The sequence below is a fragment of the Bacillus sp. RO2 genome, from assembly GCF_012911845.1.
Lineage (GTDB): Bacteria > Bacillota > Bacilli > Bacillales > Bacillaceae_I > Sutcliffiella_A.
This window is the reverse complement of sequence record NZ_JAAXCU010000016.1, coordinates 1-20,992: the sequence shown is the minus strand read 5'-3', so window position 1 is coordinate 20,992 and position 20,992 is coordinate 1. Positions and strand designations below refer to the sequence as shown.

The 20,992-nt window shown below is 41.1% G+C and carries 20 protein-coding genes; 6 read left to right on the top strand and 14 right to left on the bottom strand.

Translation table 11 applies throughout. The features are described from left to right. Positions 1-71 precede the first annotated feature (71 nt). The 3 genes from HF078_RS02005 to dnaE all read right to left on the bottom strand — a co-directional run bounded on the left by HF078_RS02005 (position 72) and on the right by dnaE (position 5,415). On the bottom strand, positions 72-686 hold the full coding sequence (locus HF078_RS02005; protein WP_169289637.1) for a FadR/GntR family transcriptional regulator: 615 nt from the start codon (positions 684-686) through the stop codon (positions 72-74). 3 nt (positions 687-689) lie between these two features. Then, on the bottom strand, positions 690-1,928 hold the full coding sequence (ystJ, locus tag HF078_RS02000; protein ID WP_169289636.1) for an NADP-dependent malic enzyme: 1,239 nt from the start codon (positions 1,926-1,928) through the stop codon (positions 690-692). 160 nt (positions 1,929-2,088) lie between these two features. Then, on the bottom strand, positions 2,089-5,415 hold the full coding sequence (dnaE, locus tag HF078_RS01995) for a DNA polymerase III subunit alpha (RefSeq protein ID WP_169289635.1): 3,327 nt from the start codon (positions 5,413-5,415) through the stop codon (positions 2,089-2,091). 151 nt (positions 5,416-5,566) lie between these two features. Between dnaE and ytrH the strand changes: the two genes are divergently transcribed. Continuing rightward, entirely contained in the window at positions 5,567-5,902 is a 336-nt protein-coding gene (ytrH, locus tag HF078_RS01990; protein ID WP_010195627.1) for a sporulation membrane protein YtrH, read from the top strand. Position 5,903: 1 nt separating this feature from the next. Continuing rightward, entirely contained in the window at positions 5,904-6,404 is a 501-nt protein-coding gene (ytrI, locus tag HF078_RS01985) for a sporulation membrane protein YtrI (protein WP_169289634.1), read from the top strand. Positions 6,405-6,456: 52 nt separating this feature from the next. Here ytrI and HF078_RS01980 read toward each other — a convergent pair whose 3' ends face one another. Next, positions 6,457-7,407 (bottom strand): DHH family phosphoesterase, encoded by a 951-nt coding sequence (locus HF078_RS01980; RefSeq protein ID WP_169289633.1) that lies wholly within the window; start codon positions 7,405-7,407, stop codon positions 6,457-6,459. 181 nt (positions 7,408-7,588) lie between these two features. Here HF078_RS01980 and HF078_RS01975 point away from each other — a divergent pair, with 181 nt between their 5' ends. Further along, positions 7,589-7,921, top strand: coding sequence for a YtpI family protein (locus HF078_RS01975; RefSeq protein WP_169289632.1), 333 nt, complete (start codon positions 7,589-7,591; stop codon positions 7,919-7,921). A 50-nt stretch (positions 7,922-7,971) separates the two neighbouring features. On the opposite strand, the gene HF078_RS01970 is transcribed toward HF078_RS01975, so the two are convergent. The 4 genes from HF078_RS01970 to HF078_RS01955 all read right to left on the bottom strand — a co-directional run bounded on the left by HF078_RS01970 (position 7,972) and on the right by HF078_RS01955 (position 11,705). After that, the gene (locus HF078_RS01970; RefSeq protein WP_169289631.1) at positions 7,972-8,940 is read right to left on the bottom strand and encodes a nuclease-related domain-containing protein; all 969 of its coding nucleotides are present in this window, start codon (positions 8,938-8,940) and stop codon (positions 7,972-7,974) included. Between the two features lie 369 nt (positions 8,941-9,309). After that, positions 9,310-10,617, bottom strand: coding sequence for a DRTGG domain-containing protein (locus HF078_RS01965; RefSeq protein ID WP_169289630.1), 1,308 nt, complete (start codon positions 10,615-10,617; stop codon positions 9,310-9,312). A gap of 69 nt (positions 10,618-10,686) precedes the next feature. Then, a complete protein-coding gene (locus tag HF078_RS01960) occupies positions 10,687-10,929 on the bottom strand; it encodes a hypothetical protein (protein ID WP_169289629.1) in 243 nt (80 codons plus the stop codon). 92 nt (positions 10,930-11,021) lie between these two features. Continuing rightward, positions 11,022-11,705, bottom strand: a complete 684-nt coding sequence (locus HF078_RS01955) for a metal-dependent hydrolase (protein ID WP_169289628.1) — start codon at positions 11,703-11,705, stop codon at positions 11,022-11,024. Positions 11,706-11,877: 172 nt separating this feature from the next. On the opposite strand from HF078_RS01955, the gene HF078_RS01950 reads away from it, so the two are divergent. Beyond that, the gene (locus HF078_RS01950; protein ID WP_169289627.1) at positions 11,878-12,981 is read left to right on the top strand and encodes a M24 family metallopeptidase; all 1,104 of its coding nucleotides are present in this window, start codon (positions 11,878-11,880) and stop codon (positions 12,979-12,981) included. A gap of 54 nt (positions 12,982-13,035) precedes the next feature. Here HF078_RS01950 and ald read toward each other — a convergent pair whose 3' ends face one another. Both ald and HF078_RS01940 read right to left on the bottom strand, forming a co-directional pair. Further along, positions 13,036-14,157 (bottom strand): alanine dehydrogenase, encoded by a 1,122-nt coding sequence (ald, locus tag HF078_RS01945; RefSeq protein ID WP_169289626.1) that lies wholly within the window; start codon positions 14,155-14,157, stop codon positions 13,036-13,038. Positions 14,158-14,319: 162 nt separating this feature from the next. Continuing rightward, on the bottom strand, positions 14,320-15,138 hold the full coding sequence (locus HF078_RS01940) for an SDR family oxidoreductase (protein ID WP_205831500.1): 819 nt from the start codon (positions 15,136-15,138) through the stop codon (positions 14,320-14,322). Between the two features lie 78 nt (positions 15,139-15,216). On the opposite strand from HF078_RS01940, the gene HF078_RS01935 reads away from it, so the two are divergent. Continuing rightward, positions 15,217-16,521, top strand: coding sequence for a cytosine permease (locus tag HF078_RS01935; RefSeq protein WP_169289624.1), 1,305 nt, complete (start codon positions 15,217-15,219; stop codon positions 16,519-16,521). Positions 16,522-16,547: 26 nt separating this feature from the next. On the opposite strand, the gene HF078_RS01930 is transcribed toward HF078_RS01935, so the two are convergent. After that, entirely contained in the window at positions 16,548-16,715 is a 168-nt protein-coding gene (locus HF078_RS01930; RefSeq protein ID WP_169289623.1) for a hypothetical protein, read from the bottom strand. Positions 16,716-16,831: 116 nt separating this feature from the next. Between HF078_RS01930 and HF078_RS01925 the strand changes: the two genes are divergently transcribed. Continuing rightward, the gene (locus HF078_RS01925) at positions 16,832-17,182 is read left to right on the top strand and encodes a hypothetical protein (RefSeq protein ID WP_240951657.1); all 351 of its coding nucleotides are present in this window, start codon (positions 16,832-16,834) and stop codon (positions 17,180-17,182) included. Between the two features lie 248 nt (positions 17,183-17,430). Here HF078_RS01925 and HF078_RS01920 read toward each other — a convergent pair whose 3' ends face one another. From HF078_RS01920 to HF078_RS01910, 3 genes are all read right to left on the bottom strand, one after another. After that, positions 17,431-18,291, bottom strand: coding sequence for an EcsC family protein (locus HF078_RS01920; protein ID WP_169289622.1), 861 nt, complete (start codon positions 18,289-18,291; stop codon positions 17,431-17,433). A 110-nt stretch (positions 18,292-18,401) separates the two neighbouring features. Next, positions 18,402-19,589 (bottom strand): acetate kinase, encoded by a 1,188-nt coding sequence (locus HF078_RS01915; RefSeq protein WP_169289621.1) that lies wholly within the window; start codon positions 19,587-19,589, stop codon positions 18,402-18,404. Positions 19,590-19,788: 199 nt separating this feature from the next. Next, the gene (locus HF078_RS01910) at positions 19,789-20,784 is read right to left on the bottom strand and encodes a class I SAM-dependent methyltransferase (RefSeq protein WP_169289620.1); all 996 of its coding nucleotides are present in this window, start codon (positions 20,782-20,784) and stop codon (positions 19,789-19,791) included. Positions 20,785-20,992: the final 208 nt, after the last annotated feature.

Genomic DNA, 20,992 nt, shown 5'->3' with positions numbered 1-20,992 from the left:
TCCTTTACTTACCTTTATACTCATACTGTTAATGTAACGGAAACTCCACGAAGGATGTTGTAGATTCTTGTCTACTTTTTATCGACAATTTCCGTAAAATGTTTTTCATATAGTTTTATTACTTGTTCCGCCTGCTTTTCTCTCATCGCCTCTAGTAACTCTTCTAAAACACCACTTTCTATCATATTATCCTTAGAGATAATCTGTGCATAACTATTGACAAGCGTCCAAATTCTTAGCATCAAACTGTTGTCTACTATCGTCACAATCCCTTTGAAAAACTCTGTTCTAGATATGGGAGCTGAAAGCATTTCTCTCAGTTTCTCATAATCTTTTACAGAAGCTTTTTGCATTAATAGCTGGATGCATGATTTTTCTATCTCCAGTTTGGTTTCTAACAAATCATTTTTGGTCTTGTCCTGCTCCAAAATAAACGTTCCCAATAGTTCCACTAGGTGGTGCTCTTTAAAATCTTTGATGAATGTTCCTTCACCACGTCTTGTTTCAATAAGCCCTAAAAGCTCCAATGCACGAAGTGCTTCTCGAACAGAGGACCGTCCGACATTTAATCTGTCGGACAGTTCACGCTCGGAAGGAATCTTGTCGCCTGCTTTCAAGCCGTCTGCTACAATAATGGCCCGAATTTTTTTGACGATTTCTAGATACATTTTCGTAGGTGTAGTCATAGACTATTCACTTTTTCCAATAATGGCGGTCCGTCTGGTTTTTTCTGCTACCTCTTCTGGATCCACCTTAATACGAGCAACTCCTGTTTCCATTGCAGCTTTTGCGACAGCTGCTGCCACAGCAGGAGCTACGCGTGGATCAAAAGGAGCTGGAATAACATAATCATCACTTAGCTCATCATCAGAAACCAAACTTGCAATTGCTTCAACTGCAGCTATTTTCATTTGTTCGTTAATATGAGTCGCCCTTACATCAAGCGCACCGCGGAATATTCCCGGAAAAGCCAAGACATTATTTACTTGGTTAGGGAAATCAGAACGTCCAGTCCCTACCACACTAGCACCTGCAAGCTTTGCTTCTGCCGGCATGATTTCCGGATTAGGATTGGCCATAGCAAAGATGATGGCATCCTTGTTCATACTTTCAATCATCGCTTGTGTCAAAGCGCCTTCAACAGACACCCCGATGAACACATCAGCGTTTTTCATCACATCAGCTAATGTCCCTTCCACTCTGTTTCGGTTAGTATAGGTAGCTACTTCCGCTTTTACACTATTCATTCCATAAGGACGCCCTTCATAGATGGCACCTTTTGAATCACACATCGTAATATCCCTTACACCATATCGATATAATAATTTGATGATGGCAATTCCCGCAGCACCTGCACCATTGGCCACTACTTTTATTTCTCCGATATTCTTTTTCACTAGCTTGAGGGCATTAACAAGGCCCGCAACCGTAACAATTGCTGTTCCGTGTTGATCGTCATGGAAAATAGGGATATTCGTTTCTTTCTTCAGGCGCTCTTCCACGACAAAACAGTTTGGAGCAGCGATATCCTCAAGATTGACTCCTCCAAAAGTAGGCTCAAGAAGCTTCACAGTTTCCACAATTTTATCTACATCCGTCGTGTTCAAGCAAATTGGGAATGCATCCACTCCAGCAAAACTTTTGAACAATACCGCTTTTCCTTCCATAACCGGTAAAGCTGCTTCAGGTCCGATGTTGCCAAGTCCCAATACTGCTGTCCCATCTGAAACGACAGCTACCATATTGCCCTTCATCGTATAATCATAGACTTTGTTTTTATCATCATAAATCGCTTTACACGGCTCAGCCACTCCAGGAGAATATGCCAGACTTAAATCCTTAGCATTTCTTACGGGAACTTTTGATTTCGACTCCAATTTCCCCTGGTGAATCTTGTGCATATGTAATGCTTCTTCTTTTAAAGACATGATACATGTCCCCCCCTGCTATTTTTGTCATCCTCTTTGCCTTTATTACATTAGGTTCTTGTGATGACTTCCATTTAATATATTTTCCATTTCATTATACTAAAAAAAACAAGGAAAAGGTGGTCTGACCACCTCCTTGTTAACTATATCATAATATTAATCATTGTAAAGATTTTTTAAACACTACATTCTCATCCCCAAGGATGGTTTTCAGCTTGAGCAAACATTCTTCGGTAGGTGTTACATATAAGGCTGGCTGAAGCTTTATCGTCTTTTTCGCTTGCGTATAATGGACATAAACTGTTGATGGGCCATGATACATTTTTAGCACGTTTTGCAGATGTTGAAACACTTCTTGCTCATGTTTTTCTTCGTCAATTTGTAAAAAAAGATCACCAATTAGATGTGCATATTGTTCTATCAGTGTATCAATTTCGATGATATTTTTTATGATCAGCTGTACTTTCCCTTCTCGTTCTTCCAGATTTCCTTCTACCATTAACGTTTCCCCAGTTTTCAAAAGATGAGAATATCGTTTATAAAGTTCTGGAAATGCTACAGCTTCTAAGTCACCTGATTGATCAGAGAGAGTAAGGAATGCCATGAGATCTCCCTTTTTCGTTCGAATTACCCGTTCGTTTGATATGAAACTTCCGACTCTCACTTTTTTCAATGTTGTGGAAGGAAGGTCAAGTACAAGGGACGCACCACCGAGCTGAAAGTAAGATGCAAAAGGTTCTGTGGGATGTTTGGAAAGATAAAATCCCAAAGCCTCTTTCTCCAATTGCAATTGTTCTGTCAATTGTAACGGTTCCACCTTTACATACTTCGGTTTAATGTTGAATTCTTCCTCTAAGAAAAAGTCAATTTGATCGTCATCTGAAGGCATGACAAGTTCTGCATGCTGCATGGCTACATCCAAAGTTGCTAGCAGCGTAGCCCTGTCCTCACCAAATTCGTCCATGCTCCCTCCGAAGATGAGCATTTCGATTGTCTTCCGATTGATTTTGGAAGAAGCCCTGTTGCAAAAGTCAAATAAATCACTAAAAGGCTTTTTTCTCCGCTCCTCTATTAAAGCTTTGATGGCTTGCACTCCCACACCTTTAATCGTTAACAGACTGAAGCGGATGCCTGCCTCTTCGACCTGAAATACAATGCCGCTTTTATTGATAGAAGGTCCAAGGACTTGTATGCCTTTCCTTTTTGTCTCGGTGATATATTGGGAGAGTTTTTGTTCACTTCCCATCACACTGGAAAGTAGTGTCGCCATGAAAATTTTTGGATAGTTTGCCTTTAGATAGGCAAGCTCATAAGATATCATACTATAGGCAACCGCGTGGCTTCGGTTAAAACCATAATCAGCAAATCGGACAATCAGATCATAAACAGAGTTGGCAACCTTCTCGTCATATCCTTTCTTCAGGCACCCCTCCACAAAATGCGCTCTTTCTTTTGCAAGAACTTCCTTCTTTTTCTTTCCGACCGCTCTTCTTAATAAATCTGCTTCGCCTAAAGAGAATCCTGCCATTACAGCCGCGATTTGCATGATTTGCTCTTGATACACAATTACCCCAAACGTCTTCTCCAAAATAGGAATTAGATCTGGGTGCGGATATTCCACTTTTTTCAGTCCGTGCTTGCGTTCAATAAACAAAGGAATCTGTTCCATTGGACCCGGCCGGTAAAGGGCGTTAACCGCCACGATATCTTCTAGATTTGAGGGCTTAAGCTTTGTAAGAACTTTTTTCATACCAGGTGACTCTAGTTGAAAGATCCCGGACGTATCCCCTTCACTTAAAAGGCGGAAGGTTGCTGCATCATCGAGCGGGATTTCTTTTATAGGGTGATTTGTTTCTTTTTTTACTTGATAGCGGATGCTTTGAATCATTGTTAAGTTTCTCAGTCCAAGAAAGTCCATCTTAAGCAACCCAAGCTCCTCAAGGGTTTCCATCGTGTATTGAGTAAGGTAAATGTCTTGTTGACCAGCTTGTATCGGGATTAATTCCGTTAGAGGCTTGTGGGTAATGACCACCCCTGCTGCATGTGTAGAAGAATGACGGGGCAGCCCCTCAATTTTCTGCGCTATTTGAAAGGCACGCGTTCTTTCTTTTGTCTCGTTTATCGCTCTTTGTAATTTTTCGTTCTCTTGATGCGCCACATCAAGCGTAATGCCTGGCCTCGATGGAATCATCTTAGAAATCATCTCAAGTTCTTTTCCTGAAAGATTTAAAACCTTGGCAACATCACGCCATGCTGCCTTTGCAGCCAGGGTACCAAATGTGATAATTTGGGCAACATGGAGCTCTCCGTACTTTTCCGCCACATAACGGATAACCTCATCTCGCTTATTATCTTGAAAGTCGATATCAATATCTGGCATGGTGATACGCTCAGGGTTAAGAAACCTTTCAAAAAGAAGATCATGCACGATCGGATCCACATCAGTGATATAAAGAGAATAAGCGACCAATGAACCAGCAGCAGAACCACGGCCCGGACCAGTCAAGATCCCTGCATTTCTGGCAAAATACATAAAGTCCCAAACAATTAAAAAGTAGTCACTGAACTTCATCCCTTTAATTACTTGAAGCTCATAGGTCAGGCGATTCTTATACTCTTCAGACGGTTCCCCGATCCTACTTCGAAGTCCTTCCCAGCAGGTCTTCTCTAAATAATGGTCTGCAGTTTCCCCCTCAGGAACCGGATAACTTGGGAGAGCGGCTTGCCCAAACTCCAGTTCCACATGACATTGGTTACTAATCTTCCAAGTATTCTCCAATGCATCGGGGATATCTGCAAATAACTGTGTCATTTCATCAGTTGCCCGTAGATAATCTGGAGCCTCTTTAGACAGGGATTCAAGCTTAGTGCCTTGTTTGATGCTGCGTAAACACTCATAAACAAAGACATCCTCTTTAAGAAGATAATGCACCTTGCTTAAGGCCACGATTGGTAACTCGTTATGTCTTTTACGCGTAGCTTCTGAACGTTCATGTGCTGATATGGAATTACGATCAATCCCAAGATACACACAATCTTGCTCGAACATCTCCATGTAGGCATCCGCTGTTTGCGCTTCTTTGTGTGCAAGCTCGGATTCGGAGCCAGACAAAATCGCAATCAGCCCCTTTGTATAATGCTTCAGCCATCGTTTTGGAACACCTTGTGGCGACTTGGTCTGAACTACGCTTGATAACTTCATAAGGTTTGTGAACCCCAGTTTATTTCTCGCCAATAGAATGACAGGGTACTTAGAATCATCGCCCCCCTCATCCGACAAGACAGAAAGCGTCAGACCGATAATCGGCTTAATGTTTGCGGCTTTACAAGCTTTATAAAAATCTACAGCCCCATACATCACATCTTCGTCTGTAAGAGCAAGGGTCTTTAAACCAAGTTCAGTGGCACGTGCAACAAGCTTAGAAAATCGGACAGAACTGTTCAACAGACTGTAACTGCTTTTTATATGTAAATGAACGACACTCATTAATCATCACACCTTATTTAACGCTTCCATTTTATATATTCATTATAGGGTCTATTCAGTTCCAAACACAATGAAGAAACTTCTCCATTAACATCACATACTTACAACTTCCTGTCCATATATATGAATAAGGACAGAAAGGATGATGAAAATGGACGTAAAAGATCCCTTCGTCGCTACCCTTATTTTCAGTTTTTTCATTGCAGTCGGGGTAATACTTGGAGGAGCAATCATCGGTGGAATTGCTGCTTTTCTAGTAGGGGATCCACCTTTGACGAGAATGTGGAGCTTGGCCAAAAGTTTGAAGATATGGGCAATCGTTGCCGCTATCGGGGGTACCTTTGACACTTTTTATAATCTGGAAAAAGGACTTTTCAACGGCGAAACGAAATTCTTAGTAAAACAATTGCTATTAATTATCTCAGCAACCGGAGGCGCCCAAACCGGCGCACTCATTATCAGCTGGCTCACACAGGAGACTTTATAACATGAGGGTTCCTCCGTACAACCGCGATCCCGGATGGCAACGTTTTTTTTCCGGTGTGGTGTTGGGTGCAATCATAGGCTGGCTGATATTCATGCTTATGTACGGCGTCACTTTGGAAAAGAATATCGGCGATCTCATTAAATATAAGGAAGAAGTGAGAAGCTACAAAAACAGAATTCATATTTTGACAGAGGATAATGATAAATTAAAAGAGGAAAAAGACCAATTAAAAATAGAAGACTTTAAAATATCCATCATCAATCATGAAAAGTACATGCTCAACTCGTTCAGCCGTTCCTCCATCATTGCAAGGATTACAGAGGATCTCAACGACCAGGTTTCAAAGGATGTCGCAAGCATTAAAGACAATCGTCAATTACTTATAAAAGTCATTGAAAATAAAAGCTACACACTTGATGACAAACAATACTACTTCGAGGTCGATTTTCTTTATATAGATACTACGATTGAAATGGACTTGTTGATTGTGAAAATGGAATGAGGAGAGGAAGCGACTGCCTGCTGAAGCTGTAGCCACTTCCTCTTTTACTCTCCTACTCCCCTTGCATTTGTGCCCGGGAAGCTTCAATCAGGTCAGCGAGAACATGGTCCGCCTCTTCCCACTTATAGATAGATGCCCCTGACGCCAATGGATGGCCTCCACCATTATACTTCTTAGCAATTTCATTGACGATGGTCCCTTTCGAACGAAGCCTCACCCTAATTTGATCTGCTTCTTCAATAAAGAAAGCCCACGCCTTAATTCCTTCAATGTTACCAAGCATCCCAACCAATTGCGACGCCTCAGAAGGAAGAGCATTATATCGCTGCAAAATATCAGGAGTAATTTTCATAGAAGCAATCCCATTCTCGTGCATGGAGAAATTCTCAAGCACAAATCCGCTAAGTTTAGCTATGTGCAACTTCGTTCGGTACAGCTCATCATAAAGCTGTGTCATAGAGAATCCGTAGCTCAACAGTTCACTCGCATATTGGAATGTCTTCGTATTGGTGCTTTGGAAAAGGAATCTCCCCGTATCTCCAATAATACCAGCGAATATAAGTCTTGCAGCTTCCTTTGTCATAACCCAACCTTGGTTTTTTCCAGCAAGATACAATTCGTATATCATTTCACTCGTCGAACTCGAATCCGTATCCACCCACATCAAATCCCCGTATCTGTCCTCATTCGGATGATGGTCAATCTTTATCCACTTAGCTGCCAGCTTGTAACGTCGATCACAAATTCGATCCGTATTGGCTGTATCACAGACAATCACAAGAGCCCCGTCGTAACTGGAGTCCGGAATTTCATCAAGCTTGCTCAAAAAATTTAACGACTCCTCCGCTTCCCCAACGCGATACACCTTTTTTTCCGGATAACTTTCCTTAATCAACTCTGCCAATCCACATTGCGACCCATACGCATCTGGGTCCGGCCTAACATGACGGTGAATAATGACCGTATCATGCGCCTTAATTTCATCGATAATCTGCTGCCTCATCGTATGTAACCTTCTTTCACCTGTTTCTTTTCTTTTATTTAATCACAGTTTCCCTTGTTCTCAAAGAAATATCATTTTCGTTGAAAAGTAGAATTTTGTTCACGAACACGTTACAATATAGCTTGTATGCGTATGGTAGAATGATAACTATCATGTTTGAAATTTAAAGGAGTGTGTCCTTTTGGCTATTTTTGTTTTTCTCATTATCTTTTCATTAATGTTCTACTTGATGTATAAAGTAAAATACTTTCGCACCCAATTGCCAGCCGAAAAAAAATGGCTAAGCGCAAAATCCAGCATCGCTCTCGGAAGTTTTGTTTTCTTTTTTGGCGTTAATTCTCTTATTAATCCACTATCCACGGTTGCCATCGTTGTCGGAATTATCTTGTTGGTTGTAGGATTAGGAAGCATCTGGGCGGGCTACAAAGCCTACCGTTTCTACCTGCCATTTGCAATTGAAGAAGCAGAAGCTGTTAAGGAAGCAGAAATGAAAGAGAAGCCGGTTACGGATTGAGGTTGAGTGGAGAGTCGTTCCTTTTTTGGGGGCGGCTTTTTTGTTTGTTTTTATAATTTTAACTGAGTCAGGAGGTATTTGCGGCCTTTGTTGGTCCCCTGTGCGGGCAGTTCCATGGAATTTAAAAGATAGTTTGCTACACTTGGTGAAGGAAGCAGAAGGAAGTCTCTTATAATTCTGTTAGTAATGAAATTACCAACTAATAACTTATAATCCAAGAGATTCTCTATGTGAGCTGTTTTAGAATACAATCCGCAATTTCTACAAATCCAATTCCCTTGTTTTTGTAGCATAGGCAGGTATGAACAATCTGGACAAACAACTCCCTTTTTAAGTTCATGATATTGAATTCCATAGTATCTTAACACGGAAAATTCATCTGGTGTATGCTTTTTAATAAGAACCTGTGCTATTTTTCTAAAGTCTGATTTTTCTAGTAAAGGAGGGTGTTTGAAATTATCAATAGTTTGTAGCTTATTGGGAAGGTTTGTATGAAAGGTGACTTTTTTCATTAACGATGGGGTCGCTTTGGTTAAGGTGGCATTAGAGTGAGTCAGAACTATTTGGCTAGCGATCGGTAAAGGTGGAAAGTTATTTTTATCCAACCATAGCGAAAATTGATATCTTTGCCGTTCAATCTGAGACAACGGATCACCAAACTTTTCCTTCTCTTCCCCTCTATGCCTAATCAATTGATTTGTCGTCTCATCAAACTCCAACGTACCAGAAATATATTTCGAGTCTAAAATAAGGCAGTATTCTGGAGTTATCAATAATGTATCCATTTGAAAGAATCGATTTAGGGGGTCCTCTATACGTAGTCCGTGTAATAATTGGGAGTTTTTATTGGGAAGGAAAGTGAGGTAATAATCAAGTGCTTTTTCTCCGATAAATCCGTAATGTGATCTAGCGTGTTCCTTCTCTATTTGTTTAAATTGCGGGTGCTCGAGGGGAACTCTTCTCATTGCAGCTTCCAATGTTAATAATCTTACTGATTTTTCTCGTGGTTTCTTTATCATTTCATCTCTCCTTTATATGGCATGTAGAATATAATTCGATAATGAGACATAAAATCCTTCAAGAGTGTGGATTTTGCGGAGGGATATTTGGAATATCGAGAAAAATCGGATTATATCAAGAATTCAGGGGATATATCAATAATTTTAGAGATATATCAATAATTCTGGGGATATATCAATAAATTTCAACTTTTATCAATAAATCGGGGAGTTTCGACAAAATCAACCAGCCCCCCACCAAAAGCCCTTCCACACTTCAGCCTTTGCTTTTGACCTTAGTCCCCATCTCCACCAAACCACACAAAAAACGCCCCCACCCCAAAAGGTGAGAGCGTTCCACGCCTTGACCGCGCGCCCCTTCACAAACCACTACTGTATCAACTGCACCATCATCATCGCCTTGCCCACAACATTGCCTTCATGGTACACTTCCACATCCACTTTACCGAACTTACGGCCGACCTCGAGTACTTTCGGCCGAATATCAATCGTACTGTCAATTTGGACTGGTTTAATAAAATAAATGGTGATGTTCTCCACGACCATATCACTCTTTTTCACATTACGGATCACACGCTTCGCAGCTTCTGTCACGATTGTTGTAAACACCCCGTAAGATATCGTCCCGACCGAGTTGGTCATCTGAGGTGTCACTTCACTCTGGTAAGATTCTTCCCCTTTTGATTCTGTGACATCCATAAATTGATTGGTCACGATGTCATCAAGAGTTTCGCCGACCTGCGGCTGCCTTTGAATCATCTGCAATGCTTTCAATACGTCCTGACGGCTGATGATTCCAAGAAGACGGTGGTTTGGGTCAACAACAGGCAGCATCTCGATTCCTTCCCATACCATGATATGGGCAGCGGATGCTACTGACGTTTTCCCGTTAACGGTGATCGGATTTTTGGTCATCACTTTTTCAATTGGCGTCGAAGAATCCTTCCCAAGCACGTCCTTTGAGGTAACCACTCCCTGCACCTTTAAATTTTTATCGATGATTGGAAAGCGGCTATGCTTGATTTCTTCGTTCACCTTATACCATTCCGCAATGGTATCTTCTGTGGTTAAGTAAGTCGTCGCCTCGATTGGTGTCAAGATATCCTCGACCAACACAATTTCCTTTTTAATCAACTGGTCATAGATGGCACGGTTAATTAATGTCGCAACAGTAAACGTATCATAGCTACTCGAGATGATCGGAAGCTTCATTTCATCGGCTAATCGCTTTACCTCATCATCTGTATCAAATCCACCGGTAATCAACACGGCTGCACCAGCTTCGATGGCAAGCTTATGTGCGTTGTAGCGGTTTCCGACAATCAACAAATTGCCCGCTTCCGTATATCGCATCATCGCCTCTAGCTTCATCGCACCAATGACAAATTTGTTCAACGTTTTATGAAGTCCTTCTCTGCCACCAAGAACTTGTCCATCTACAATGTTGACCACTTCGGCAAATGTCAGCTTTTCGATGTTCTCTTTCTTTTTCCGCTCAATACGAATAGTACCAACGCGTTCGATGGTACTAACATATCCTTTATTTTCGGCATCCTTAATCGCTCTGTATGCCGTACCTTCACTCACCGTCAACGCCTTTGCTATTTGTCGTACTGATATTTTTTCTCCAATAGGAAGTTCTTCAATATATTGGAGAATCTGTTCATGCTTTGTCACACTCTTCACCCGTCCACATAGTTATTTGTACTTTTATTATACGGGTGTTAGAGCTTGTATTCAATGTGTTTACTGATATTGACGCAATCGAACCTTTTTGACCTCTGCCAATTTCGCTTTTCGGACCACACGGTTTCGCTTTGGTAAGTACATGATTGCTGCAATATTACCTCCAACTGCCATTAAAGCAAGCACCAGCCATGCAACACCAAACCATCCTGCAAGACCATCTTCCGTCACCGGCAAACGCGGTACTGCAACGTACAGCAATGCACCGATACACAATAACGATAATAAAAGTCTATTCTTCAACACTTGACACTCCTTCCAAACTCGATAGCTTGTATCATGTATATTCGGCACAACAAAAAAAAGAAGCAAATCTGCTTCTTTTTTAAAAGCCACTATAATTCTATAACTTCCCCTACTTCTAGCACCCTGCCTACACCTTCAGGAAGTTTGGAAACAAAATCATGTGGATTTTGTTCAATAACGGGGAACGTATTAAAATGAATTGGTACCACCGTAGAAGCATCCAACCACTTTGCAGCCAGAACCGCATCATCCGGACCCATTGTGAAATTATCACCAATTGGAAGGAAGGCCACATCAATATCATTTAACTGGCCGATTAGTTTCATATCAGAAAATAATGCCGTATCTCCGGCATGGAAAATCGTCTTTCCATCAATGGTCAGCAGGATCCCACTAGGCATGCCTGTATAAACAATTGTTTTCGTTTCATAATCTGTATAACTGCTTCCATGAAAAGCCTGCGTTAATTTCACCTTACCAAAATCAAATTCATGCGCTCCGCCAATATGCATTTCATGTACCTTTACGCCTTGCCACCCTAAATATTCGGCAAGTTCAAATGGCGCTACCACCAGGGCATCATTCTTCAAGGCCAGGTCAATCGTATCTCCCACATGGTCATTGTGTCCGTGTGTTAAAAGTATTACATCCACTTTTACATCTGCTGCCGTTAAATCTGTCAAGCCATTTCCCGTAATAAACGGATCAAAAAGAATGGTCTTTCCCTTAGCCTCTACTTTTACTACAGAATGTCCATGATAGGAAACCTTCATTCTAACAACCTCTCCTTCTCGAACTTAAATTCTTCACACCAGTTAATCTTCTCTTTTTTAACCAAAAATCCTTCTAATAAAATTTACACAAGTATGATTCCCTGATACTCTTAATGTAAACGTATTAAACTTCGTAACTAGAAGTAATTTACCCAATGAAGGAGTGGCTGATTTGAAAGAACATCGTCTGCAACAACTGGTGGAATGGCTGAAACAGGAGGACTTGTCCGGTTGTTTCTTAACGTCTACCCCGAACGTATTTTACATAAGCGGATTTTACACAGATCCACACGAAAGGCTATTGGGACTACTTGCTTTCCCAAACAGCGAGCCTGCGATTGTCTGCCCGAATATGGAAGTCGAGCAGGTGAAGAAAACCGGTTGGACCTATGGGATTGTAGGTTATAATGACACGGACGATCCATGGCAAAAGGTTCAGGAGTATGTGAAACAACAAGGAATTCAAGTTGAAAAACTGGCAGTTGAGCAAGAACATATGACTGTAGCACGTCTACATAAGCTAGAGGAGATCTTCCCGGGTGTCAAACTTGCCTCTGCAGAAGAGAAAATGTATCAGCTTCGTCTAGTTAAAGATGAAGAAGAGGTTTCCATCTTGAGAGAAGCAGCTAAACTCGCTGATTTCGGAGTGGAAGTTGGGGTTCATCATCTTAAAAAAGGTGTTACCGAGCAGGAGCTTGTTGCCACGATTGAATATGAGCTAAAGAAAAAGGGTATCAGCCAAATGTCCTTTTCCACCATGGCGCTGACAGGATTAAAAACCGCCGCTCCTCATGGGAAGCCAGCCTTGGATCAAGTGAAAGTAGGCGACCTTGTTTTATTCGATCTTGGGGTAGTTTTAAATGGATATTGCTCAGATATAACAAGAACTGTTGCCTTTGGTAGTGTGAACGAACAGCAGCAGGAAATCTATGAAACCGTATTGAAAGCACAGCTTGCTGCCGTGGATATTTGTAAACCAGGAGTGGAGATCGGGCAGATTGATCGAACCGCTCGTTCCATCATAACGGAAAGTGGATTTGGAGAATTCTTCACCCACCGCATTGGTCACGGACTTGGAATTGAAGTACACGAGTATCCTTCCATGAATGAAACCAATTCAATGAAACTTCAAAAAGGGATGGCGTTTACGATTGAGCCTGGAATCTATAAACCAGGAGTCGGTGGTGTACGAATCGAGGATGATATTTTAGTAACGGACGGCGGAATCGAATTGTTAACGAGCTATCCAAAAGATTTGCAAATTATAAAATCCTAATAAAAAACAGGTATCCGTGTTTCTCGTGGATACCTGTTTTTTTAAAAAAGTATATTAGTTTTTCACTAAAAGATTGCTTGCACTCTCATACGCCAATCCGTGAGACTCTGCCACTGCCGCATATGTTACAAATCCGTCAAGCGTGTTGATTCCTTTTAGTAACGCTTCATTATCTAAGCATGCTTGTTTGTAGCCTTTGTTTGCAATTTGCACCGCATAAGGTACCGTTACATTCGTTAATGCAATAGTAGATGTACGCGGAACTGCACCTGGCATGTTTGCAACTGCATAGTGAACGACTTCATGCTTCACATAAGTTGGATCATCGTGCGTGGTGATGCGATCTGTCGTTTCAAAAATTCCACCTTGGTCGATAGCGATATCCACCACAACAGAACCTGCACCCATGGATTGAATCATTTCTTCTGTTACAAGCTTAGGCGCTTTAGCACCAGGAATAAGTACCGCACCAATGACAAGATCAGATTCTTTTACTGCGATTTCAAGGTTTAGCGGGTTACTCATTAGCGTCTGAATGTCTTTTCCGAAAATATCATCCAGTTGACGAAGACGATCTGGGTTTAAGTCAAGGATTGTCACATCGGCACCAAGTCCGATGGCCATCTTCGCAGCATTCGTTCCAGCGACACCTCCACCGATAATGGATACCTTCCCACGGCGAACACCAGGAACACCACCTAGTAGGATACCTTTGCCACCTTTGATTTTCTCTAGGAATTGAGCACCAATTTGTGTAGCCATTCGACCAGCTACTTCACTCATTGGTGTTAATAATGGCAGGGAGCCGTTTGGTAGTTGAACTGTTTCATAAGCAATCCCTACTACTTTATTGTCAATAAGTGCTTTTGTTAACTCAGGTTCTGGAGCAAGGTGAAGATACGTGAAAAGAATTAACCCCTCACGGAAATAGCTGTACTCAGATGGAAGTGGCTCTTTCACCTTCATAACCATGTCCATGGACCATGCTTCTTCAGCTGTTTCCACCATTTTCGCACCAGCTTGTACATATTGCTCATCCGTAAAGCCAGATCCAATCCCAGCTTCTTTTTCTATGTATACTTCATGTCCGAAGCCAACAAGGTTCACTACCCCAGCAGGTGTCATCGCAACACGGTTTTCGTTGTTTTTTATCTCTCTAGGTACTCCAATTCTCATGGATCAAATACCTCCCTCATCATAATCACAAAGCGTTAAGACGTAACTAATATAACATTAAACTAGAAAATGTAAAATAGTTTTTTGAGCATTTTTGTAAGCGCTTTAAAACAGGCGGAATTATCAATATTATCTAAATTCAATAAGGAAAAATTACTTAAATTATCGGAATCGATTGATAACTTCTACTCCCCCTGTTACTTCTAGTACGGCACCTGTAATCATATCAGAGTTTTCTTCACATAAGAATTCGATTGCCCTCGCAATATCTTCCCCTGTCCCAGAACGGCCGATAGGGGTATTCTTTGAGTCCTCCAACCCTCTGGCCTGTTCTATGGTCGCTTCTTTCATATCCCCCACAATATTACCTGGGCAGACCATATTGGCCGTGATGCCATGTTCTGCTTCTTCAATAGCAATGGATTTTGTCAGAGATACAAGTCCAGCCTTCGCTGCTGCAAAAGCAGATCGATAAATCCAACCTGGTGAGGATTCGGCCCCCTGAAAACCGTATGTAATAATGCGCCCGAATCGTTGTTCCCTCATAACAGGGATGGTTTTACGGAAAAGGTGAAAAACGGCACTAAGATTGCCTTCTATCATTTCATACCATTCATCATCCGAGTAATCAGCCAATTTTTTACGTTCAAAAATATAGGGTCCTGCGTTGTTGATTAAGTAATCAATTCTTCCGAAACGTTCGTAAACTTCGTCTATGAATTGCTGCATCTGTTCTTTTTTCGTTACGTCCCCTTGGAAAAAATGCAGTCTATTTTCTCCGATGTGGCTCCATTCCTTTTTAAGCTTTTCGATAGCTTCTGTGTCATTTCTATAATTTATTGAAACAGAACATCCTTTTTTCAACAGCTGTTCCGTCACTTTTTTTCCAAGTCCTTTGGAACCAGCTGTTATTACGGCATGTCTCAAACTGGATTCCCCCTTAATAGAATTGCTTACCTCTATATTTTCTTGTAAATTCATTAAATTTACAACATATAACCCGTTAAGATACGATAAAATGATTGTTAGGTACACGAAAGAAAGGAGTATAACCTTCTCATGTCTAAAGCACAAACTGTGGCACTTCCTCCTCAAAGCCGGATAGAGCGGTTCGGTTTAGATGCCGTTCCACAAGAATTAAGGCAAACACGTTGGTATGAATATTTAATTATTCAGGTTGCATTTTCGGTTAATGCGGGGAATTTCCTTGTCCCGGCTCTCGCTGTGATTCAAGGGGGCCTCAGCTTTTATGCAGCCTTTACCTCCACCATATTTGGTGCAACACTCGCCTTTTTATTTGTTTCCTATTTATCATTGCCTGGTGCCGAGCGGGGAATTCCTTCTCAATTTGCCATTCGGTCCATCATTGGCATAAAGGGATCAAGATACATTTCCTCCCCCATTCGCACTCTAACGTCCCTCTACTGGTTCTCTGTTCAGACCATAGGTGGTACGTTGGTGATACAATTCATTCTTGAGAGAGCCTTTCAGTTTTCTTTGCCATTTTACATAATTGCTATGTTCTTAGCCTTCATCATGAGTGGCCTTGCACTTGTGGGATTTGATGCTGTAAAAAGGGCAACCAAGTACTTTATGCCATGGCTGATTCTCGGGCAGCTAGTGATGCTATATCTTTTGCTCACTAATGGAATGACTGTGGAATCTGCTGTAAAAGTAGATGGTGGCTGGAACCTTCCCATCATGGGCTTTTTTGCAAGTCTTGCTTTTGTACAATATGTATCTGGTGTATCCTCTTCAGCAGATGTGACGAGGTACGCCATTACTTCCAGACAGGGATTCTGGGGGTTATTTTCTGGAAATGCTCTAGGCTTTATTCTTACTGCTTTTTTTGGAGCTTACACAGCCAGTCTCACAGGAAATCTAAATCCGTTTATTGCAACAAGCGAAATGACCACCTCCGGCCTATTAACCGCAATTATTTTAGGTGCGGCCATATTATCGATGGTTTCCATTAACTTAAGCAATGCCTATACAGGTGGATTCAGTTTATTGAACTCTTTACCCCAACTTGGAAGAGTAAAAAGTAGCATGCTTTTTGGGGCTGCGGGAATACTTTTATCCATGTCTCCTGCATTGGTGGAGGAAGCAGAAAAATATATTTCTTTTATTGGGGCATTCGTCATCCCTTTATCTGCTGTCATTATCACTGATTTTCTAATGATTAAAAGGAAGAAAATAGACATTACTGAAGGATTACCTTCGTATAACAAAATCGCTTTTATTTGTATTGGAATTGGGATAGGTATTTATTTACTATTGCCTGAAAACTTGTCTCCTGGATTTTTAGCTTTCCTTTTCACAGGAGTAATTTATTTTTCCTTTATTAAAAAATCACAAAAATAGGTGCCCTGTTGACGGCACCTGTTTTTTTATTCGTGGGAAGTATGTTCACTTTCTCCTTCTACCGGTTGGTATGCGTTTGAGCTGTATTGTTCTCCAACTACTCCGCTTGAATAAGCATCTGTAATTTGATTGTGAACCTCATTTACTGCATTATCGTCATAAGAGAAAACTTCTTTTGGATCTTTTTTCTTCATCGTGGTTTCCACCTTTCAACTAAGTATCCATTCTAGTTTGCGTCGAGTATCTGACATTTAAAGGTGGAAAAAATTACAGGGTGAATGGATAGAATGTTCTTGTTAATTATTATACAATGAGTAAAAACGGGGAGAAAAGGAAGGAAGTAGCGATGTTTTCTTTTATTAAGGATCCAAGGCTTGGAATATCTTTGCCACAGCTGGATTTAGAATGGAATCAATATAACAAAGAAACACAGCAGTGTATCTTATTAAAGTGGGAAAAGATACGTGGGAGTATACCGGACCGGATTAAAGAGTTAGAAGAAGAAATTAATTGTAAGCAGGCTCAATTGAATGATGAAGCGGATTTTGAGCGGTCTTGCGAATTAAATTCGGAAATTGCAGGTCATGCCAGTATTATTAATGATTTATGGCTGTGGTATCGAATGAACCAACATGTATCATCATCTAAAATACACTCATAAAAGACGAATATCCGCTATGGATATTCGTCTTTATCTTTGACGACGCAGTTGCTCTCCGCAAAAGACTTCGCTTTCCGCGGGGCGACCTTGAGCCTCCTCACAACGCTTCAGGGGTCTCAACAATGTCGCTACTCCCCTGCAGGACAAGGAATGCTTCGGCAGCGATACTTCGTACGAAGAAAATGCGTAGCATTTTCGAGGAGTCTTCGTCTTTTGCTCCAAGCAACTGCTATATTTTCCATATTACATTAAAACATCTCACATTCTGATTCGTCTAGTTCTCCGTTTTCTACTAGGTGTCTCATCATGTAGTAGTAATGGGAGAATTCTGAGACTTCTTTAGTCCAGTAATAGTTTGTTCCTGCTGCGGTTATCATGCCGAGAAGCGGAACATTGTTTACTTTTTTGCGTCCAATTGTCGCAACAAATAATAATTTAATCAGATGCATTAAAGGTTGTTGGAGCCATACCGTCGGGTGATCTTTATCAGTTAACACGTCAAAATAATGATCAACATCCTGTCCAAGTTCACTTTTCAATGTTTCCCAGCGCTCATGTTGATATTTTTTAGGAATGGTCGCACCATAGAATAATTGTAATGACTTTACCATTTCAACAGGCGTACTTGCCCTATAGCCGTAAGACATCGCAATAAGCTGTGTAGTACGAATATTTAGTGCTGCAAAAGCTGGGATGTCAATGGCAAGGGTGGACAGTTTTGCCGTTCCTGTCATCCCACCTTGAATCACCGAATAAAGCTTTTGCTTGGCAATCTGCTGCTCGGCGATGAATGCTTTTTGTGATAAAGGCAGTTCTCGTATATCTTCAATCCTTTTAATGTCTTCCCTATAGCTTCGGGCCATGTTGACAATCCGTTCTTCTGCTTGCTGTTGGAAGGAGGACTGCTGAATGATGCCGTGTAAATGAAATAACCATGTGTCGATTTGAGCAAAAAATAACTGCTTTTTATCATTTGAAAGTAAATCAAAGGCCTTGTCCACCCAATGTTCCAGTGTATCTGAAAATTGGGATGGTTCGTATGTATATAGTTTTTCTTCCCATTGTGAAAGTCTATGTTTCCATTGTTCTTCCTGACTTCTATTGGACACAGTTCTTCCCCTCACTTTTCCAACTGCTAGTTTTCTCCATTATACCATAGTAATTCTGTACAAAAAAACAGTCCCCGATCTGATGAATTAAACTGATCGGGGACTGAATATTATAATGCTATTTTCATTACATCTCTAGCAATCATTACTTCTTCATTTGTCGGAATAACGATGACTTTAACTGGAGAGTGTGGGTAGTTAATAAATGCTTCTTTACCACGAACCTTGTTCAATGCTGGATCCCAATAAACACCCATGAACTCAAGTCCTTGAAGAACTCTTGCACGGATTACATCACTGTTCTCACCAATACCTGCAGTAAAGATGATCGCGTCCACTCCGTACATTCTCGCAGCATAAGAACCAATATATTTATGAATACGGCCTGCGAATACTTCTAATGCAAGTTCCGCACGCTCGTTACCTTCTGTTGCAGCAGATTCAATATCACGAAGATCACTGGAAAATCCAGAAACCCCAAGGATACCACTGCGTTTGTTCAATACTTCTAATACTTCGTCGGCTGTCTTGCCTGTTTTCTCCATGATGAATGGAATTAAAGCAGGGTCAATATTACCAGAGCGAGTTCCCATTGCTACACCTGCAAGCGGTGTGAAGCCCATGGAAGTATCGATGGATTTCCCGCCTTCGATTGCCGCAATACTTGCACCGTTCCCAAGGTGACAAGAAATCAGGCGAAGTTGCTCAACCGGTCTGCCAAGTAATTCTGCAGCACGTTCGGAAACATATTTATGAGAAGTACCATGGAAACCATATTTACGGATGCCATAGTCTTCATAGTACTCGTAAGGCAAGCTGTAAAGGAAAGATTTTTCCGGCATGGATTGATGGAATGCTGTATCAAAAACAGCCACTGCCGGTACATTCGGAAGGATTTCCTTGAATGCTTTAATTCCCACGATGTTTGCCGGGTTATGAAGTGGTGCAAGCTCTGAAAGTTCTTCTAAATTACCTAACACTTCATCAGTAATTAGAACAGAGTCATTAAATTCTTCCCCACCATGTACAACGCGGTGGCCAATCCCTGTGATTTCATCAAAGCTTTTGATGATGTCAAGATCGATTAGTTTTTTCAATAATATTTTAACTGCTACCCCGTGTTCTGGAATGTCTGTGATTTCTGTTACTTTTTCACCGTTCACAGAGATGGTGAAAACAGCATCGTTTAAGCCGATACGTTCCACTAGCCCTTTTGTAATAACATTTTCACTAGGCATTTCGAACAGTTGGAATTTAAGAGAAGAGCTTCCTGCATTAATTGCAATAACTTTTGACATGACGATACGTACAACTCCTTTTATATGGTCACACTTGGATGGATGATTAAATGTTTTTTACACTCTACCTATCTTGTGCAAAGTTCCGATATTATATATACCTTTTTCATTTAAACACCGTCATACTGCATTTGCAAGAGGCTTCCCGGCATGGTAACGCTTACCTGATATATTCGTTATTTTCTGAAGAATAGCATAGTTATTTTTTGTTCTTTTGCTCAGAAAACCAGTGGTTGATTTGGCTCATGATTTTTTCCATTGCCTGCATGTTGGAGAAGCTTGGCAGGTTTACTAATAGAGCTTCTTTAGGAGGTTCAATGCCTATTCCTTTTTTCTGTAGAACAAGGATGCTTTTTGCATGATTCTTATTTTGGAACATGGTTTCCGGAAGTTGAAGCATTCCTTGAATATACGCTTCATCTTTTATTAGAGCGTTGACTTTTTTGGCTTCCTCTTCTTCAAACATGGAGTTTGGAACCAAGAATAACAGGTGTCCACCTGGTTTGGTGTAACGCAAACCTTGTTCGATGAAAAGATAATGTGCATAGGAATGTCCTTCTTCTGCTTTTAACTTGAAGTTGGCAGCATTGTTATCGTCTGGATAATAGCCAACCGGAAGGTCACTCACTACCACATCAACGGGCTCTATAAATAGGTTGCTTAAGCCATCTTGGTTGAATAAACTGATTGCCTGCTCTTGAAGGTTGGCGTTATTATAAGCAAGCTTTACTAGTAGGTCGTCCACATCCACACCAAACGCCTCTAATTTTTTGTTGGGCTGGTGGTTAAGGACTGCTGTAAGAAGGTTACCAGTTCCAATTGCAGGGTCCAACATAGTCATTTGTTGCAGATGAGAGGTGTATTTTCCAACGAGGTAGCCCATAAACATCGCGATCGCATCTGGAGTCATTTGGTGGTTAGCTTGAACTGCATCTTTCATTCCTTTAAGGATTGCTAGTTGGAACCCTTTTCTGATTTCTTCTTTTTGAAGGGAAGCGATGTTTTGTTTGCTGTATTCTTTTTCAAGTCTGCGTTTGGTTACTTCTGATACTTCTTCTTGGATGACTGCTCCGTGGAAGAGGTTTTCTGCTGTTTCTGCTAGTGCTTCTAGGTATGTACAGTCTAGTTCTTCTTGCAGGATTTGTGCGGTTGTATCAAATAAGGAAAATGTATTTTCTAGTTTTGTAATGGACATTGTGCCACTCCTTTTTATGGGTAACTTGGGTTTACTCCTATTGATTTGCGTTCCAGGTGTTCGCTTTCCTAGGGACGGTGCTTGAGCCTCCTGATATGAACGAAACTGTCAAGGCCCCCACTCAACTAGGTGTTTATGTTTTGTTTTTGTGCAACTCTAAGAAGAGAAGCCGATTCTACTTCTTTTTCTTTTATGCGTTTGATGTTAG

Coding starts and splice junctions, on each gene's coding strand:
- ytrH (WP_010195627.1), top strand. CDS start 5,567: ATGGACGTAAAAGATCCCTTCGTCGCTACCCTTATTTTCAGTTTTTTC.
- dnaE (WP_169289635.1), bottom strand. CDS start 5,415: ATGAGTGTCGTTCATTTACATATAAAAAGCAGTTACAGTCTGTTGAAC.
- ytrI (WP_169289634.1), top strand. CDS start 5,904: ATGAGGGTTCCTCCGTACAACCGCGATCCCGGATGGCAACGTTTTTTT.
- HF078_RS01915 (WP_169289621.1), bottom strand. CDS start 19,589: ATGTCAAAAGTTATTGCAATTAATGCAGGAAGCTCTTCTCTTAAATTC.
- HF078_RS01930 (WP_169289623.1), bottom strand. CDS start 16,715: ATGAAGAAAAAAGATCCAAAAGAAGTTTTCTCTTATGACGATAATGCA.
- HF078_RS01980 (WP_169289633.1), bottom strand. CDS start 7,407: ATGAGGCAGCAGATTATCGATGAAATTAAGGCGCATGATACGGTCATT.
- HF078_RS01940 (WP_205831500.1), bottom strand. CDS start 15,138: ATGAATTTACAAGAAAATATAGAGGTAAGCAATTCTATTAAGGGGGAA.
- HF078_RS01925 (WP_240951657.1), top strand. CDS start 16,832: ATGAGTAAAAACGGGGAGAAAAGGAAGGAAGTAGCGATGTTTTCTTTT.
- HF078_RS02005 (WP_169289637.1), bottom strand. CDS start 686: ATGACTACACCTACGAAAATGTATCTAGAAATCGTCAAAAAAATTCGG.
- HF078_RS01955 (WP_169289628.1), bottom strand. CDS start 11,705: ATGAAGGTTTCCTATCATGGACATTCTGTAGTAAAAGTAGAGGCTAAG.
- HF078_RS01910 (WP_169289620.1), bottom strand. CDS start 20,784: ATGTCCATTACAAAACTAGAAAATACATTTTCCTTATTTGATACAACC.
- HF078_RS01935 (WP_169289624.1), top strand. CDS start 15,217: ATGTCTAAAGCACAAACTGTGGCACTTCCTCCTCAAAGCCGGATAGAG.
- ystJ (WP_169289636.1), bottom strand. CDS start 1,928: ATGTCTTTAAAAGAAGAAGCATTACATATGCACAAGATTCACCAGGGG.
- HF078_RS01970 (WP_169289631.1), bottom strand. CDS start 8,940: ATGATAAAGAAACCACGAGAAAAATCAGTAAGATTATTAACATTGGAA.
- ald (WP_169289626.1), bottom strand. CDS start 14,157: ATGAGAATTGGAGTACCTAGAGAGATAAAAAACAACGAAAACCGTGTT.